14 protein-coding genes are annotated in these 14,463 nt (G+C 72.1%); 1 reads left to right on the top strand and 13 read right to left on the bottom strand.

The window, feature by feature from the left end; translation table 11 throughout:
• Positions 1-16 precede the first annotated feature (16 nt).
• The 12 genes from mftE to mftA all read right to left on the bottom strand — a co-directional run bounded on the left by mftE (position 17) and on the right by mftA (position 12,134).
• Positions 17-754 carry a mycofactocin biosynthesis peptidyl-dipeptidase MftE gene (gene mftE / locus AC07FN_RS42855; protein WP_478400850.1) on the bottom strand — a complete coding sequence of 246 codons (738 nt, stop codon included), beginning with the start codon at positions 752-754 and terminating at the stop codon, positions 17-19.
• A complete protein-coding gene (gene mftF, locus AC07FN_RS42850) occupies positions 751-2,103 on the bottom strand; it encodes a mycofactocin biosynthesis glycosyltransferase MftF (protein ID WP_478400849.1) in 1,353 nt (450 codons plus the stop codon). The genes mftE and mftF overlap by 4 nt, the downstream gene beginning before the upstream one ends.
• Positions 2,100-2,882 (bottom strand): mycofactocin-coupled SDR family oxidoreductase, encoded by a 783-nt coding sequence (locus AC07FN_RS42845; RefSeq protein WP_452616386.1) that lies wholly within the window; start codon positions 2,880-2,882, stop codon positions 2,100-2,102. The genes mftF and AC07FN_RS42845 overlap by 4 nt, the downstream gene beginning before the upstream one ends.
• A gap of 136 nt (positions 2,883-3,018) precedes the next feature.
• Complete coding sequence (locus AC07FN_RS42840; RefSeq protein ID WP_478400848.1) at positions 3,019-3,867, bottom strand: mycofactocin-associated electron transfer flavoprotein beta subunit; 849 nt, start codon at positions 3,865-3,867, stop codon at positions 3,019-3,021.
• A 1-nt stretch (position 3,868) separates the two neighbouring features.
• Positions 3,869-4,162, bottom strand: a complete 294-nt coding sequence (locus AC07FN_RS42835) for a ferredoxin family protein (protein WP_207954835.1) — start codon at positions 4,160-4,162, stop codon at positions 3,869-3,871.
• 9 nt (positions 4,163-4,171) lie between these two features.
• Entirely contained in the window at positions 4,172-5,476 is a 1,305-nt protein-coding gene (locus AC07FN_RS42830) for an FAD-dependent oxidoreductase (RefSeq protein ID WP_478400847.1), read from the bottom strand.
• Complete coding sequence (locus AC07FN_RS42825; RefSeq protein WP_478400846.1) at positions 5,469-6,404, bottom strand: mycofactocin-associated electron transfer flavoprotein alpha subunit; 936 nt, start codon at positions 6,402-6,404, stop codon at positions 5,469-5,471. Before AC07FN_RS42825 ends, AC07FN_RS42830 begins: the two co-directional genes overlap by 8 nt.
• Positions 6,401-8,344 carry a mycofactocin system FadH/OYE family oxidoreductase 2 gene (locus tag AC07FN_RS42820; RefSeq protein WP_478400845.1) on the bottom strand — a complete coding sequence of 648 codons (1,944 nt, stop codon included), beginning with the start codon at positions 8,342-8,344 and terminating at the stop codon, positions 6,401-6,403. Before AC07FN_RS42820 ends, AC07FN_RS42825 begins: the two co-directional genes overlap by 4 nt.
• On the bottom strand, positions 8,341-10,269 hold the full coding sequence (locus AC07FN_RS42815; protein WP_478400844.1) for a mycofactocin system FadH/OYE family oxidoreductase 1: 1,929 nt from the start codon (positions 10,267-10,269) through the stop codon (positions 8,341-8,343). Before AC07FN_RS42815 ends, AC07FN_RS42820 begins: the two co-directional genes overlap by 4 nt.
• Complete coding sequence (mftC, locus tag AC07FN_RS42810) at positions 10,266-11,456, bottom strand: mycofactocin radical SAM maturase (protein ID WP_478400843.1); 1,191 nt, start codon at positions 11,454-11,456, stop codon at positions 10,266-10,268. The genes AC07FN_RS42815 and mftC overlap by 4 nt, the downstream gene beginning before the upstream one ends.
• A 298-nt stretch (positions 11,457-11,754) precedes the next feature.
• Entirely contained in the window at positions 11,755-12,027 is a 273-nt protein-coding gene (mftB, locus tag AC07FN_RS42805; RefSeq protein WP_478400842.1) for a mycofactocin biosynthesis chaperone MftB, read from the bottom strand.
• Positions 12,027-12,134: a mycofactocin precursor MftA gene (mftA, locus tag AC07FN_RS42800; protein WP_358304006.1), complete on the bottom strand. Its 108-nt coding sequence runs from the start codon at positions 12,132-12,134 to the stop codon at positions 12,027-12,029. The genes mftB and mftA overlap by 1 nt, the downstream gene beginning before the upstream one ends.
• A 154-nt stretch (positions 12,135-12,288) precedes the next feature.
• Here mftA and mftR point away from each other — a divergent pair, with 154 nt between their 5' ends.
• Positions 12,289-12,867 (top strand): mycofactocin system transcriptional regulator, encoded by a 579-nt coding sequence (gene mftR, locus AC07FN_RS42795; RefSeq protein WP_452616395.1) that lies wholly within the window; start codon positions 12,289-12,291, stop codon positions 12,865-12,867.
• Positions 12,868-12,885: 18 nt separating this feature from the next.
• Here the strand turns inward: mftR and AC07FN_RS42790 are convergent, their stop codons facing one another.
• A complete protein-coding gene (locus AC07FN_RS42790; RefSeq protein ID WP_452616396.1) occupies positions 12,886-14,013 on the bottom strand; it encodes an NDMA-dependent alcohol dehydrogenase in 1,128 nt (375 codons plus the stop codon).
• Positions 14,014-14,463: the final 450 nt, after the last annotated feature.

The following is a 14,463-nucleotide window of genomic DNA, read 5'->3' as shown; positions in this document are numbered from 1 at the left end:
CTCTCGGGGCGTGTCGTTAGCCTACCGCACCTCCGGATGGGCGATCATCGGGGCCATCCAGTTGGCGTTTTTGCTGGTCAGAGCTTTGCCAGGTTGTCACCGCCGCCGTGAGCGACTTTGTCCAGGCCGCCAGGATCCGGGCTCCCTCCTCCCTCGTCGCCCCTGCCGGGTCGCCCAGGACTCCGTTGGTCGTGGCCGCCCGGAGCCCTCCGGCACGGAGCGTGTCGATCAGGTTCGGCAGTGGCGTCGTGTTGCCCCGCTCCGCTCTGGCCAGGTGCACCGCTTGCGCGCGCAGCGCCAGCATCACCGAGGTCTCGGTTCGGCCCGCGTGGGTGTCGTCCGGTCTTCCCTTCGGCGCCCAGGCGAGCGCACGGCGGCCTTCCGCTCGCAGCTTCCCCACCGCTCTGCGGACCGGTTCGGCATTGCCTCCGTGGGCCGACACCAGCACCACTCCCGCGAACGCGTCCGCCGAGCGGACCAGTTCCACGAGCAGGTGCTCGACCGCTTCCTGACCGATCGACAGCGTGCCCGGGAAGCCCGCGTGCTCGCCGCTGGAGCCGTAGGTCACCGCCGGTGCCACCACGACTTGGCACTGCTCCGCCAGCCGGGCGCAGAGCGCCTCCGCGATCTCGGTGTCGACGGTGAACGGCAGGTGTGGGCCGTGTTGTTCCGTCGCGCCGACCGGGACCGCGAGGATGCTCCGCGCGGCGATCGCGGCGACCTCCGGCCAGGTCAGGTCCGCCAGGGCCGTCATCGCGACACCTGGACGCTGCTGCGGCCGCCGCGATCTGTCAGGAATGGCATCAGCGACGCGGGGCTGCGGGAGCGCAGGGCGCCGCGCGCGACACCGCATCCGTACGCCAGGTCATCGGCCATGCGCGCCAGGCACCAGCGGATCGGGTCGAGCGGGGGCCTCTTGCGCGCCCAGTCCAGCAGGGTCCTGAGCAGCACCAGCGCCAGCACCGCTCGGCCGCGGCGGGTGAGCAGCAGCAGCGGGACGGCCACCGGCGCCCAGGCTCGCCCGATCGCGTCGGCGAAGACCCGTCCGGCGCCGAGATTTCCCTGTGCTGCCAGGCGAATCGCTTCGCTGGCCGGGATGCCCAGCTTGCCGAGCTTGCGGGTCAGCAGGGCCGCCGCGGCGCTTGTCACGGCCAGCCCCGCTCCCGATCTGCCCGCGAGGATCAACGCCCAGGCCACCGCGCTCCACAGCGATGCCCGCACCGGGGCGACCGCGTCGCCGTGCCGCTGCGCCAGGGGGCCTGCCGAGGTTCCGTAGTCGAATCGCTGGCGCAGCAGGGCCGTCCACCGCGGGCGCGGCGCGTGTTCGACGACGGCTGCCGGTTCGTAGCGGACCAGGTGGTCCCCGGCGATCAGGCGCCAGATCAGGTCGACGTCCTCGCCGAAGCGCATCTCCTCGTCGAATCCGTCGAGCTCGCGCAGCGCCGATGTGCGGACCACCAGGGCCGCCGTGGGGACGTAGCTGATCCTGCTGCCTGGTTGGACCAGGCCCGGTTGGTCGCCGAGGTCGAGCGGCGACTGGGTGCTCTCGTAGCGGGCCAGCGCCGTTTTTCCCGGTGTGCTGCGGATTCTCGGTGCCACGGCCGCGACCGCCGGGTCTTCGAAGTGGCGGAGCAGCGGTTCGAGCCAGCCCGGTTCGGGGATCGTGTCCGCGTCCAGGAACGCCACGAGCGGCGTTCGGGCCAGCCGCCACCCGGCGTTGCGGGCCGCCGCCGGGCCCCGGGCGGTTTCGTGGCGGATCGTGGCTCCCGGGATCAGTCGCCGGGAGCCGTCGTCGACGACGATGGCGGGCGCGTCGAGCGCCGCGAGCAGCCCGGACACGTCGCCGTCGCGCACCGGGATCACGACGGTCACATCGCCCGGGCCGTGCTGGGCCTGGTCGTAGCTCGGGTGCATCATTCCCGCCCGGACGAGCCGCTGCGCCAGGGCCGCTCCGGTGGTCACCGGCTCGCCCGCGATCCAGCCGTCGACCGTGGCCGCGCCGGCGGCGGTCAGCCGCAGCACCCGGAACGGCGATCCGCCGGCGAGCGTTCGCCCGCCGTCCCAGCGGCGCAGACCGGGGTCGGGCGCGAGTCTGGGCGTCATGCCGTGAATCCTCCGTCGGCGTGCACGACGGTTCCCGTGACGGCCGACGCTCCTTCGCCGCACAGCCAGCACACCGCCGCCGCCACCTCCTCCGGCTCCAGCAGGCGCTCGACGAGCTGGTGCCGGCTGAACTCCTCGACGTCCGGCAGGTCGTAGTACGCCGCGGTGGCGGTGAGCATGTCCGTGCGGGTCGATCCCGGCGAGACCGCCGTCGCGGTGATCCCGGTGCCGCGGAGGTCGGTGGCGAGGCCGCGGATCAGGCCGACCACCGCGTGCTTGGCCGCGTTGTAGCCGGCGAGGTGGTAGAGGCCGCGGTGCGCCGCCGAGGAGGCCAGGGCGACGAACCGGCCGGATCGCGGCTCGGGTCGTTGCAGCAGCAGCGGGACCGCGGCGCGGGCCAGGTTCGCCACGCCGCGGACGCCGACGTCGAACAGGGCGTCCCACTCGTCGTTCGAGGTCTCCCACAGCGGCCGCCCGCCCGCCATGACGGCGGCCGCCGCCACCGCCGCGTCCAGGCCGCCGAACTCGGCTTCCGCCACCGCGACGGCTCGCCGCACCGCGGCCTCGTCGCGGACGTCGGCCACGACGTCGCGCACGGACTCCGGCCACTCCTCCGCCAGCGCCCGGAGCTGCTCCCGGGTTCCCAGGGGGTATCCGGTCCCGGGGATGTCCGCGCAGATGTCGACGGCGACCACGCGCCAGCCGTCCGCGGCGAGCTGTCGCACGACCGCTGCGCCGATGCCGCGTGCCGCGCCCGTGACCACCGCGACCCTGCTCATGACTGGTCCGCCTCTCCGCGATTCACAGTGGTGGTTGCGTTCAGCCCACTCTCCCGTTGCGCGGTTTCCTGTGGCTGGCTTGCGTCACGGTCCCCTGAGGCGCGGTTGAGGAGGACTCGGCTTGACACAGGGCTACTCATGGCGTCTCTCCCGTGATGTATCCGTGGCGCTTGAGGTAGTCCAGCAGTTCGTCTGCCGCTTCGGCGGCCGGCAGCGGGCCGATGACGGTCGGTGGCGTGCGGTCCTGCAGCGCGCCGGTCAGTTCGAGCATCCGGTCGTGCGCCGTCGCTCCCGCCGGGGCGGTCAACTCCCGCGCTCGCGGGCGGAGCGGGCGGGCCGAGACCACGCGTCGTGGCCGCTGCGGCTCGGCCGTGATCGTGCGGATCGTCGCCTTCTGGGCCGCCAGCACGGCAGGCAGGCTCGCTCGGCGGAGGCGCACTCCGGCGGCTTCGACCGAGACGACCGCTGGCGTGGGCAGCCGCAGGACCTCCCGGCTGCCGCCGTCGAGCCTGCGGTGCGCCAGCAGCGATTCGCCGTCGGTTTCGAGCTTGACGACGCCGAGCGCTTGCGCGGCACCGCGCCGGGCGGCGAGGAACGCGGGCGTCGTTCCGGTTCCGCCGTCGTCCGATCTGTCGCCGCACAGCACGAGATCCGGTTCCGCGACCGCCGTTGCGATCGCCTTGGCCGTGTCCGCTCCATTGTGGACGAGGTAGCCGGCCTCCAGCTGGTCGTCCCGCGCCACGCGGATCGCCTCGTGCGCGCCCGCCGCCAGCGCTGCGCGCAGGCCCTCCTCCGCCGCTGCGGGCCCGACGGTCACCGCCACGACCCGGCCGTCGAGTTCTTCGGCGAGCCGGAGGCCGTGCTCCAGCGCCGCGTGTTCGGCGGCGTTGCCGCCCCGGTCTCCGGCGTCGAGCGCCCCGGTGAGCGGATCCACCCGGACCCGCCGCCAGGACCAGCTCAGCGCCACGACGATCTGCGGTCCCATGTCAGCCCTTCCGGAAGACCACGCCGTGCCCGCCGTCCGGGTACGTCCAGGTGATGGCGCCTGCGGAGTTGCAGATCTGGTAGCAGGTGCCGCATTCGAAGCACTGCTCGTAGTTGAACAGGATGCCGCCGTCACCGGTGGGCACGAACAGCTTCGCCGGGCAGGCGTGCACGCACGCCTTGGTGGTGCACGACCGGCAGATCTCGGTGTCCACGGTGATGTGCGGGCGCTCGCCGACCTGGAAGTCGACGGTGCCCATCCGGTCCTCGAAGGACACTTCCGGATACTGGTGCATTCTCGCTCCTCAGCCGAAGACTCGGAGGCCGGCCCAGGCGTCCGCGGCGAGTTGCCGCAGCCGGACGCCGTGCTTGGCGGCCGTGCGCCGGAACAGCTTGCCGAGGCCCGGTTTCGGTTCCGGGTTGCGGACGGTGAAGACCTCCTGCGCGAAGTCGCAGAGCAGCCGCGGGTACTGCCGCTGGACCCGGTCGGAGAGGACCAGGTGCGGGGCGCCCTGCAGGTTCTTGTGGTCGGTCAGCACGAAGTTGCCCTCCATCCGCTTGCGGTAGCCCGCGAGCCGGGTGGGATCGCCCGCGGCGATGGCTTCGGCGGCCGTGCGGCCCGCCGCCAGGCCGGAGCCGATGGCGAAGTTGACCCCCTCCAGCCAGATCCCGGCCGCCAGGCACATCGCGGCCGCGTCGCCGGCGACCAGCAGTCCGTCGGCCTGCAGAGGTGGCATGCTGCGGTAGCCGCCTTCCGGGATCAGGTGCGCGGAGTACTCCTTCAGCTCCGCGCCCCGCAGGTAGGGCGCGATCGCCGGGTGTGCTTTGAGGTCCGCGAGGACCTCTTCGGGGCGCCGACCGGAGGAGGCCAGGCCGGTCAGCGACAGCACCACGCCGATGCTGACCGTGTCGCGGTTGGTGTAGAGGAAGCCGCCGCCGGGGATGTCGCCGGTGCAGCCGACGATCTCGAAGTCCGCGCCTTCGTCGGCGCTGAGCCCGAAGCGCTCCTCGATCGCTCTGCGCGGCAGGGAAAGGGTTTCCTTCACGCCGAGGGTCTGGTGCTCGGGGTCCGTCCGGGGCAGCAGGCCCGCCTGCTTCGCGAGGAACGAGTTGACGCCGTCGCAGGCGATCACGAGCTGCGCCCGGATGTCGCCATCGGGCCGGTCCGTGCGGACTCCGATCACGCGCCCGGCGGCGTCGCGCAGCAGCTCGGTCGCGACCGTGGAGGTCACCAGCTGCGCGCCGGCTTCCACCGCCTTGCCCGCGAGCCACGCGTCGAAGTCCGCGCGGTAGGTGGTCATGCCGTTGTACGGCGCGCTCCCCCAGTCCTCGGTGCGGAAGTCGACGGTGAGGGCCTGGGTCGGGGTCATCATCATGGTGCTGCGGCGGGTGACCCAGCGCTGCACCGGGACCTCTTCCCACCAGCGGGGCAGGACTTCGTCGAGCACCCGGCCGTAGACGACGCCGCCGTAGACGTTCTTCGCGCCGGGGAACGGCCCCCGCTCCAGCAGGATCACGCTGCGCCCGGCCCGCGCCAGCTCCAGCGCCGCGGACGCGCCGGCCGGGCCCGCCCCGACCACCACGGCGTCCACTTCGGAGTGTTCAGGCATCGGCGGCTCCGTTCAGTCGGCGCGCCAGTTCGCGCAGGACCTCGGGCGCGTCGGCGACGATGCCCAGGTCGGCCAGCGCGGTCATCGGGCAGGACGGGTCGGTGTTCACGCTGATCACGTGCGCCGGGCGGCCCAGGCCGCCGACGTGCTGCGTCGCGCCGGAGACGCCGAAGGCGACGTAGAGGTCGGGGTCCACGACGACGCCCGTGGTGCCGATCTGGCGGTCGTGCCCCGCCCAGCCGGCGTCGGTGATCACCCGGGTAGCGCCGGCGGAGGCGCCCAGGGCGGCGGCCACGCCGGTCAGCGTCCGCATCACCGCCGAGCCGTCCTCGCCGGGGCGCACCAGCCCGGCCCCGCCGCCGAGGATCCGCTTGGCTTCGGCGAGTTCGACCGTTTCGGGTTCCGGTTCCAGGACCTCGACGACCTCGGCGTCGAGGACCGCGGGCAGGATGACGGTCAGCTCGACCGGTTCCGGTGCGGGCACCGGCCGCGGCGTGCCGCGCACGCCCGGGATCAGGGTGACCACGGCCGGTTCGTCGAGCGCGACCCGGACCTCCAGCGAATCGTCCAACCTGGACAGATCGGCGTGCTCCGGCGTGCACCGGGTGGCGCCGGCGAACAGGGGCCGTTCGCTCTGGAAGGCCAGGCGGGCGGCGATGTCGCGCCCGTCCGGGGAGGCCGGTAGCACCACGACGGGGACCTCGGCGATCAGCGGTGCCAGCACCGCGGCCAGCGCGCCGGGCGCGATCACCGGGACTTCCGCCGCCCAGATGCGCCGGGCCGCGGTGAAGGCGCGAGCCGCTTCCCGGGTGCCGGTGCCCACGACGAGGACCGCGCCGCCGCATTCGGCAGCGGCCTCGTCGGCGCCGCCGGGCAGCGCGCCGCCGCGGGTGATGACGACCGCGAGCATCTCCAGACGTCCGTTCACAGGCCCACCGCCACTCGATGTCCTTCGACGACCGCGGCGTGCGCGCGGCGCGGCGCGATGCAGTCGCCGACCCGGTGCACCGCGAACGGGGATTCCCGGAGCTCGTGCCACAACGCGTCTTCCGGGGACTGGTGCGTCGCGCACACGACCCAGTCGACGCGGGCTTCGGTCATTTCCCCGGTGGTGTGCTTGAGGATCTGCAGCACGACGCCGTCCGGATCGGCCGCTGCCGACATCACGACCTCGTCGGTGGCCTGCTCGATGCCTTTCGCGTGCGCCCGGACGTTGAAGGTCTCCATGTCCAGCGTCACGCCGAGGTCCTGGCAGACCACCATGCCCGGCGTGGAGATCCGCACCCGGCAGCCCCGGTCGGCCAGCAGTTCGGCGATCGAGGACGCCTGGTGGAAGCCGAGCTCGTCGACGACCAGCACGTCGCCTTCCGGTGCCGCGCGGCCCTCCAGCACGTCGCGGACGTCGACGACCCGGTCGAGGCCGCCGGCCCAGTGCACCGGCTGCGGCCGGGCTCCGGTCGCGAGCACGACCACGTCCGGGTGCTCGTCGCGCAGCATCTCGGCGGTCGCCGCGACGCCGGTCTTGACGTCGACGCCGTGGCGTTCGCATTCGGCGCGCAGATTCCGCACCACGTCGAGGAATTCCGCGCGGCTGGGCACCGTGGCGGCGACCGCGACCTGCCCGCCGGTCGCCTGCTCCCGCTCGAACAGGGTCACGTGGTGGCCGCGTTCCGCCGCGGTCGACGCCGCTTGCAGGCCCGCCGGGCCGCCGCCGACGACCAGCACCCGCTTGCGGGCCCGGGGCAGCGGCAACGCCACCGCCTCGCGGCCGGTCCGCGGGTTCTCGATGCAGCCCAGCCAGCGGTTCAGGCCCATCCGGCCGACGCATTCCTGGTTGCAGGACAGGCAGGTCCGGATGTCGCCGCCGTGCCCGGAGCGGGCCTTGGCCGCGAAGTCCGGGTCGGCGATCTGGCCGCGCACGACGCCGACGAGGTCGCAGTGGCCCTCCTCCAGCGCCCGTTCGGCCTGCAGCGGGTCCTTGATCCGCCCGACGCCGACCACCGGCAGGCGCACGGCCCGGCGGATCGCGTTGGAGATGAACAGCGCGTAGCCCGGCGGGATCGCCATCGACGCCTCGATCATGTAGAGCGTCGAGGTCGCCACGCCGATGGAGGTGTTGATGTAGTCGACCTTGCCGGTGGCCTCCACCATGCGCGCGACCTCGACCGCCTCGTCGATGGTGGTGCCGCCCTCGATCAGCTCGTCGCCGCACAGCCGCACGCCCAGCGCCCGCTCCGGGCCGAGCGCCTCGCGCACCGCGTCGATGATCTCCAGCAGGATGCGGGCCCGCCCGGCCAGCGATCCGCCGTAGGAGTCGGTGCGCTTGTTCGTGGCGGGAGAGAGGAAACCGCGCACGATGGACGAGTGCGAGCACTGCAGCTCGACGCCGTCGAACCCGCCCTCGGCGCAGTGCCCGGCGACGGTGCCGTAGCCGGCCACGACCTCGGCGATCTCGCGGGTGTCGATCGCCTTGGGCACCTCCCGGAACATCGGGTCCGGCACCGCGGACGGCGCCCACACCGGCAGGCGGGAGTACATCGACGACGCCTGCCCGCCGTTGTGGTTGAGCTGGGCGAAGATCGGCACGCCGTGGGCGTGGACCGCCTCGGTGATCCGCCGGTACCCGGGCACGACCGACCGGTGGAAGCCGTGGATCAGCTTCTCGTACGGCCAGTCCGTCGGGTGCGTCGAATGCTCTTCGGTGATCACCAGGCCCGCGCCGCCGGCGGCCCGGGCGGCGTAGTAGGCGGCGTGCTGCTCGCTGGGCAGGCCGTCCTCGGCGTAGTTCGTCAGGTGCGCGGAGAACACGATGCGGTTGCGCACGGTCACCGGGCCGATCCGCAGCGGGGAGAACAGGTAGCGGGTCATCGCACGCCTCCCCCGACCAGCGCGGTGATCTCGTGCGCCGCGCGGCGGCCTTCGAGGATCGCTTCGTGGATCGTCCTGGGCGCCACGCAGTCGCCCGCGCGCGGCCATCCGGTCAGGTCGGCGTTGGGCAGCCTGTGTCCACAGTGGATGACCGAGGCGCAGGGCAGGGTCCGGCGCTGGGCGGTGAAGGTGTCCTCCAGGACCACGTGATCGGGGTGCACTTCCCGCAGCAGCGAACGCTTCTCCAGCCGCACACCGGCGCGCTGCAGCCGGCCGTTGGCGTCCGCCAGGTCGCCGGTGAGCGCCAGCTGCGTGCCCACGACCTGGTCCTGCGTGACGATCACCGCGTCCCGCCCCTGCCCGGCCAGCAGCTCGGCGACCCCGACGCCGACGGCGTCCCCGACCGGGTCGGACACCGCCACCGGCCCGTCCGGCACGGCGTGGTGTTCGAGCAGGTCGACGACGTCGATGACCAGGCCGCCGCGGTTCTCGTACGCGCGCGGCCCCGGCACCGAGCCGATGGCCACCAGCACGTCCCGCCTGGTGCCGACCAGGTCCGCCTCGGTGACCTCGGTGCCGAGCGTGACGCGCACGCCGAGCCGCCGCACCTCTGCCTCCAGCCAGTCGACGATCCGGCGCAGCCGACCGCGCCCTCCGACCTCGGCGGCCCACAGCGCGGCGCCGCCGAGCCGGTCGCCCTTCACGACGATCTCGACCTCGTGCCCGCCCTCGGCCAGCACCCGCGCGGCTTCCAGCCCGGCAGGGCCGCCGCCGACGACCAGCACCTCGCGCCGCGCTGCGGGCGCGGGCTCGGGGGCGCTGCTCTCGTGCCCGCTGTACGGCTCGCCGATGCACGAGACGATCGGATTCCGGTTGTCCCGGATGCGGCACTTCTGGTTGCACAGCACGCACGGCCGGATCCGCTCCGGATGACCGGCCCGGACCAGCTCGACCAGGCGCGGCTCGGCGATCTGGGCGCGCGTCATCTCGACGAGGTCCGCGACGCCGTCGTCCAGGGCCTGCTGCGCCTGCTCCGGCTCGACGATGCTGCCCTGCAGCGCCACCAGTGGTCGTGAGCGCTCGTTCCGGTCCTTACCGGAGACCTCGCGGATCTGCCTGCAGAGGTCGGTGTTGAAGCCGGGCTCGGTGTGCAGGTCGGGCCGCGTCGCCGAGGTCCCCATCGCGGAGCCGCGCACCACCACGAGGTAGTCGATCCGGTCCGCCACGGCCTCGACGATCCCGGCGGCCTGCTCCGGCGTGATCCCCGCCCAGGGCGCGAGCTCGTCGCAGGACAGCCTCAGCCCCACCACGCGATCGCCGACGGCGCGACGCACTGCATCCAGAACATCGCGCAGCAGCAGGGTTTTGTCCTCGCCGTAGGCATCCGCGCGCTGGTTCGTGAGCCCCGACAGGAACTGGCGGAGCAGCGAGTACTGACCGGCTTCGATCTCGACGCCATGCATCCCGGCCCGCACGGCCGATTCCGCCGCAGCGGCGAAACCCGCGATGAGCTCGTCGATTTCGCCCTGCTCCAGCTCCATCGGCAGCTCGCGGCTGGCCACGTCCGGCACCCGGGACGGCGCCCACAGCGCGTTCTGCGAGAACGCCGAAGATCCCTGCGAGCCCGCGTGCCCGAGACCCGCGAGCACCACCGCGCCGTGCGGCCGGCAGGCATCGGCGACGGCCGCCCAGCCCGCGCCGCACTCCGCCGCGAGCGGAGCGCGTTCGTAAGGCCAGTCGGAGGCGTGCACGCTGGCCGTCTCGGTGACGATCACGCCCGCGCCTCCGGCCGCCCGCGCCGCGTAGTAGGCCACGTGCCGGTCGGAAATGCCGCGGCCACGGCCCAGATTCGTCTCGTGCGGCCCGAACAGGACCCGCGACGGCGCGGTCACCGCGCCAAGCCGGACGCCGTCGGTCAGCTTCACAACTGGCTCGCCAAGGGGCTGGAGTCGCACGGCTTTGCGGGCATCGAAGGCATGCCCAGCCGGACCTTCCGCGAGGACCGCGAGTGGTCCTGCGACGCCTTCGGCAGACCCGAACGGTCCACAACGGACAGAGCCGTCTGCCCGTGGCCCTTCACGCACTCCGGGTCGGGACCGTCCAGCGGCAGGCCGGTGAAGAACTTCGCCGCCATGCAGCCGCCCTGGCAGGCGTCGAACGCCGAGCACGACCGGCACGCGCCGCCGGACTGCGGCTGCCGCAGCTCGGTGAACAGCTCCGATTCCCGCCACACGCGGTCGAACCCGCCGGTCTCGCGGACGTTGCCCGCCTTGAACGCGTCGTGGATCGCGAACGGGCACGCGTAGACGTCGCCCACCGGGTCGATCAGGCACACGACGCGACCCGCGCCGCACAGGTTCAGCCCCGGCAGGGGCGTGGAGCCCAGCGCGTTCAGGTGGAAGAAGGAGTCGCCGGTGAGCACCTGCTCGCCGTGCTCGACCAGCCACGAGTAGATCTCGTGCTGCTGCGCGTCGGTCGGGTGCAGCTCGTCCCACACGTCCGCCCCGCGCCCCGACGGGCGCAGCCGCGTGATCCGCAGCTGGGCGCCGAACCGGTCGGCGATCGCCTTGAAGTCGTCCAGCTGCGACACGTTCTGCCTGGTCATCACCACCGAGATCTTGAAGTCCTCCATCCCGGCGGCGGACAGGTTCTCCAGCGCGCGCATCGCCATGTCGAACGACCCCGGGCCGCGCACGGCGTCGTTCACCTCGCGCGTCGCGCCGTCCAGGGAGATCTGCACGTCCACGTAGTCGGTGGCCGCCAGCTGCGCGGCGCGCTTGCGGTCGATGCGCAGGCCGTTGGTGGAGAACTTGACGCCCACCTGGTGCTCGACGGCGTAGTCCAGCAGCTCCCAGAAGTCCGGGCGCACCGTCGGCTCGCCGCCGCCGACGTTGACGTAGAACACCTGCATCCGCTGCAGCTCGTCGATCACGGCTTTCATCTCGGCCGTGCTCAGCTCGCGCGGATCGCGCCGCCCGGACGACGAAAGGCAGTGCTCGCAGGCCAGGTTGCAGGCGTAGGTCCACTCCCAGGTCAGGCAGATCGGGGCGGCCAGCCCGCCCTTGAACTGCTCCACCAGCGAGGGAACGGGCGCCGGTTCGACAGCAGTCACCTTCGACTCCACTCGTTCGGGCAGCACCGGCGCTTTCGCGCGAAACCGGCGCCTTCGGTGCGGGGCCGCGGCGCTTTCGCGCGAAAACGCCGCCTTCCGTCTCTTTTCTAAGCGGCGGTAGCCGCTTGCGGTGTGGGACTCAACTGGCACCGCCGCGGGTTCTCAGACGTCGTCCTCGCGAGGACAGCCCCGACGTGGTGTATCGGACATACATGAGTCGGGGATCCCACAGCGAGGCGGCGTCTGAGGTTCCGCTACCCGCACCGCTACGCAAACCACTTTCGAAGTACTCCTGAGCTCAGCGGGGGCGGATCATGTCGGTGGCCGCCAGCGACGCCAGCGCCCGCCGGAACGACGCTCGGCGCGCCTCCGGGACGGCCTGCAGCGCCTCGTCGACGGTGGCGTGGTCACCGAGGGCCCGCACGAGGTCCACCAGCTCGGGAACTTTCAGGAACGACAGCTTGCGGTTGCCGAAGTGGTACGCGAGCGCCCCGAACGGCTCGGGGCGCAGCGCGACCTGCGGATTCAACCGGTAGCCCTGGCTCGTGTCGAACTCCGCCGCGGTGGTCATCAGTAGACCCCGCACATCCCGTCGATCGAGACCTCTTCGACCAGCAGTTCCTCTTCGACCGCCGGTTCGGCGGCGGCAGTGCCCAAATCGTGCTGTTCGTCAGCCATGCGATGCTCCTCGTCGAGCGGGCCGACCGCGGTCGGCCACCGGCCACTTGTCGGCCACCGTATTTGCACCGAGTGCATTTTGGAAGACCTGGAGACGCATCCGTTGGGGCAGAACACGATCGGCTCAATCCCGCGACCCGGCGGTCGACGGCGGGTGACCACCGCCGCCGAGCTGGAGCAGGTCGCGTTCGAGCTCTTCGACGAGCAGGGTTTCGAGCACACCACCATCACCGACATCGCGCGCGCGGCCGGCATCGCGCGCCGGACGTTCTTCCACTACTTCCCGTCGAAGAACGACATCCCGTGGGGCGACTTCGACGGCGAGCTCGACCGGATGCGCGCGGATCTCCGCGCCGCGCCGCCGGAAAGCCCGCTGATGGACGCGATCCGGCACTGCCTCGTCGAGTTCAACCGGGTCGCCCCGGAGCAGGTTCCGGCGCACCGCCGCCGGATGCGGCTCATCCTCGGGATTCCCGCGCTGCAGGCCCACTCGACGCTGCGGTTCCGGGCCTGGCGGCAGGTGGTGGCGGAGTTCGTCGGCGACCGCCTGGGCGAACCCGCGGACGGCCTCGCGCCGCAGGCCATCGCCCACGCGACGCTCGGCGTCGCCGTCGCGGCCTACGAACAATGGCTGGACAGCGAGGATTCCGACCTCAGCGAGCTGCTCGACGCCGCGATGCGGGAGCTGGCGGCCGGATTCGGTGCGACGGCCCGGCCGGACGCCACGCGGTGACGCCCGGCCGGCCGGCGATCAGTAGTCGGCGTCGCCGTAGATGACCATGCCGCGCAGGTTCTTGCCGTCGCGCATGTCCTGGTAGGCGGCGTTGATGTCCTCCAACCGGTAGGTGCTGGTGATCAGCTCGTCGAGCTTCAACGTGCCGTGCCGGTAGAGCTCCAGCAGCCGCGGGATCTGGGTGCGCGGGCTGACGCCGCCGAAGATGGCGCCCTGCACGCGCTTCTGCAGCAGGGTCAGCTCGAACAGACTCACCGAGGCGTCGATCTGCTGGTAGTGGCCCATGCCGACGACCACGACCTGGCCGCCCTTGGCCGTCATGCTCAGCGCCGGCTGCAGGTCCTCGCCCCCGACCACGCCCTTGGTCAGGATGACGGTGTTGGCGTTCTGCCCCCAGGTCAGCTCGCCGACCGGGCCCGCCGCGTCGGCCATCGACTCGAAGGCGTGCGTGGCGCCGAGTTCCAGCGCCTTCTCCCGCTTGAACGCCACCGGGTCGACCGCGATCACGTAGCGCGCCCCGGCGGCCGCCGCGCCCTGCACCGAGTTGATGCCGACGCCGCCGACGCCCACGACCACCACGGTGTCGCCGGCGCGGGTGTTGCCGACCTCGGTCGCCGAACCCCAGCCGGTGGACACGCCGCAGCCCAGCAGCGCGGCCTTGTCCAGCGGGACGTCGTCCTCGATCTTGATCACCGACGCCTGGTTGACGGTCACGTACGGGGCGAAGGTACCGAGCAGGCACATCGGCACCATCGGCTTGCCGCGCAGCGACAACCGGTGCGTGCCATCGGAAATCGCCTTGCCGGTCATCAGGCTGCCGCCCGCGTCGCAGAGGTTCTGCATCCCGCGCGCGCACGCCCGGCACGACCCGCAGCCGGGGATGAACGCCAGCACGACGTGGTCGCCCTCTTCGATGCCGGTGACGTCGGGCCCGACCTTCGTGACCACCCCGGCGCCCTCGTGCCCGCCCACCGCCGGGTAGAACGCAACCGGGCTCGCGCCGGTGCGCAGGTGCTCGTCGGAATGGCACAGCCCCGAGGCCGCCAGCCGCACCTGCACCTCGCCGGCCACCGGGTCACCCAGGTCGATCTCCTCGATTTCCCAGTCCTCGCCGGGACCGTGCAGCACCGCAGCCTTGGTCTTCATGTCCCACTCCTCGTCGAATGGCGTTCAAGGTCACATATGGCCACCCGAGCATGGAAAATCCGGGGAACGCCGTCAAGGGGCGATCAACAGGAGCGGAACTGGCTTGCGCCGAAAGGGGATTCCTAAGAGGCTGTTTCGGAATGCGGCGTCAGCCGCATGCGGTGAGGGACTCAGCTAGCACCGCCGCGGGTTCTCAGACAGTGCCCACCCCGTCGGGGTTCTTGGCGAGGACAGCCCCGAAGCCGCGTATTGGACATACATAAATCGGGGATCCCGGAGTCCAGACGGCGTCTGTAACTCCCGCAGCGGGCCGCTACCCGCACCGCCACGCAAACCCATTCTGAAGCCATTCCTAAGGGATTGCCGGGAAATAACTTGATCTTTTAGCTTGATATCGATCATCATGGGGTATGGCGGTTGCGGTAGAGGTCGAGCGGTCACTGGCGGCGA

It is taken from the genome of Saccharopolyspora sp. NPDC045941 (assembly GCF_056431445.1).
This window is presented reverse-complemented; position numbering and strand designations above follow the sequence as displayed.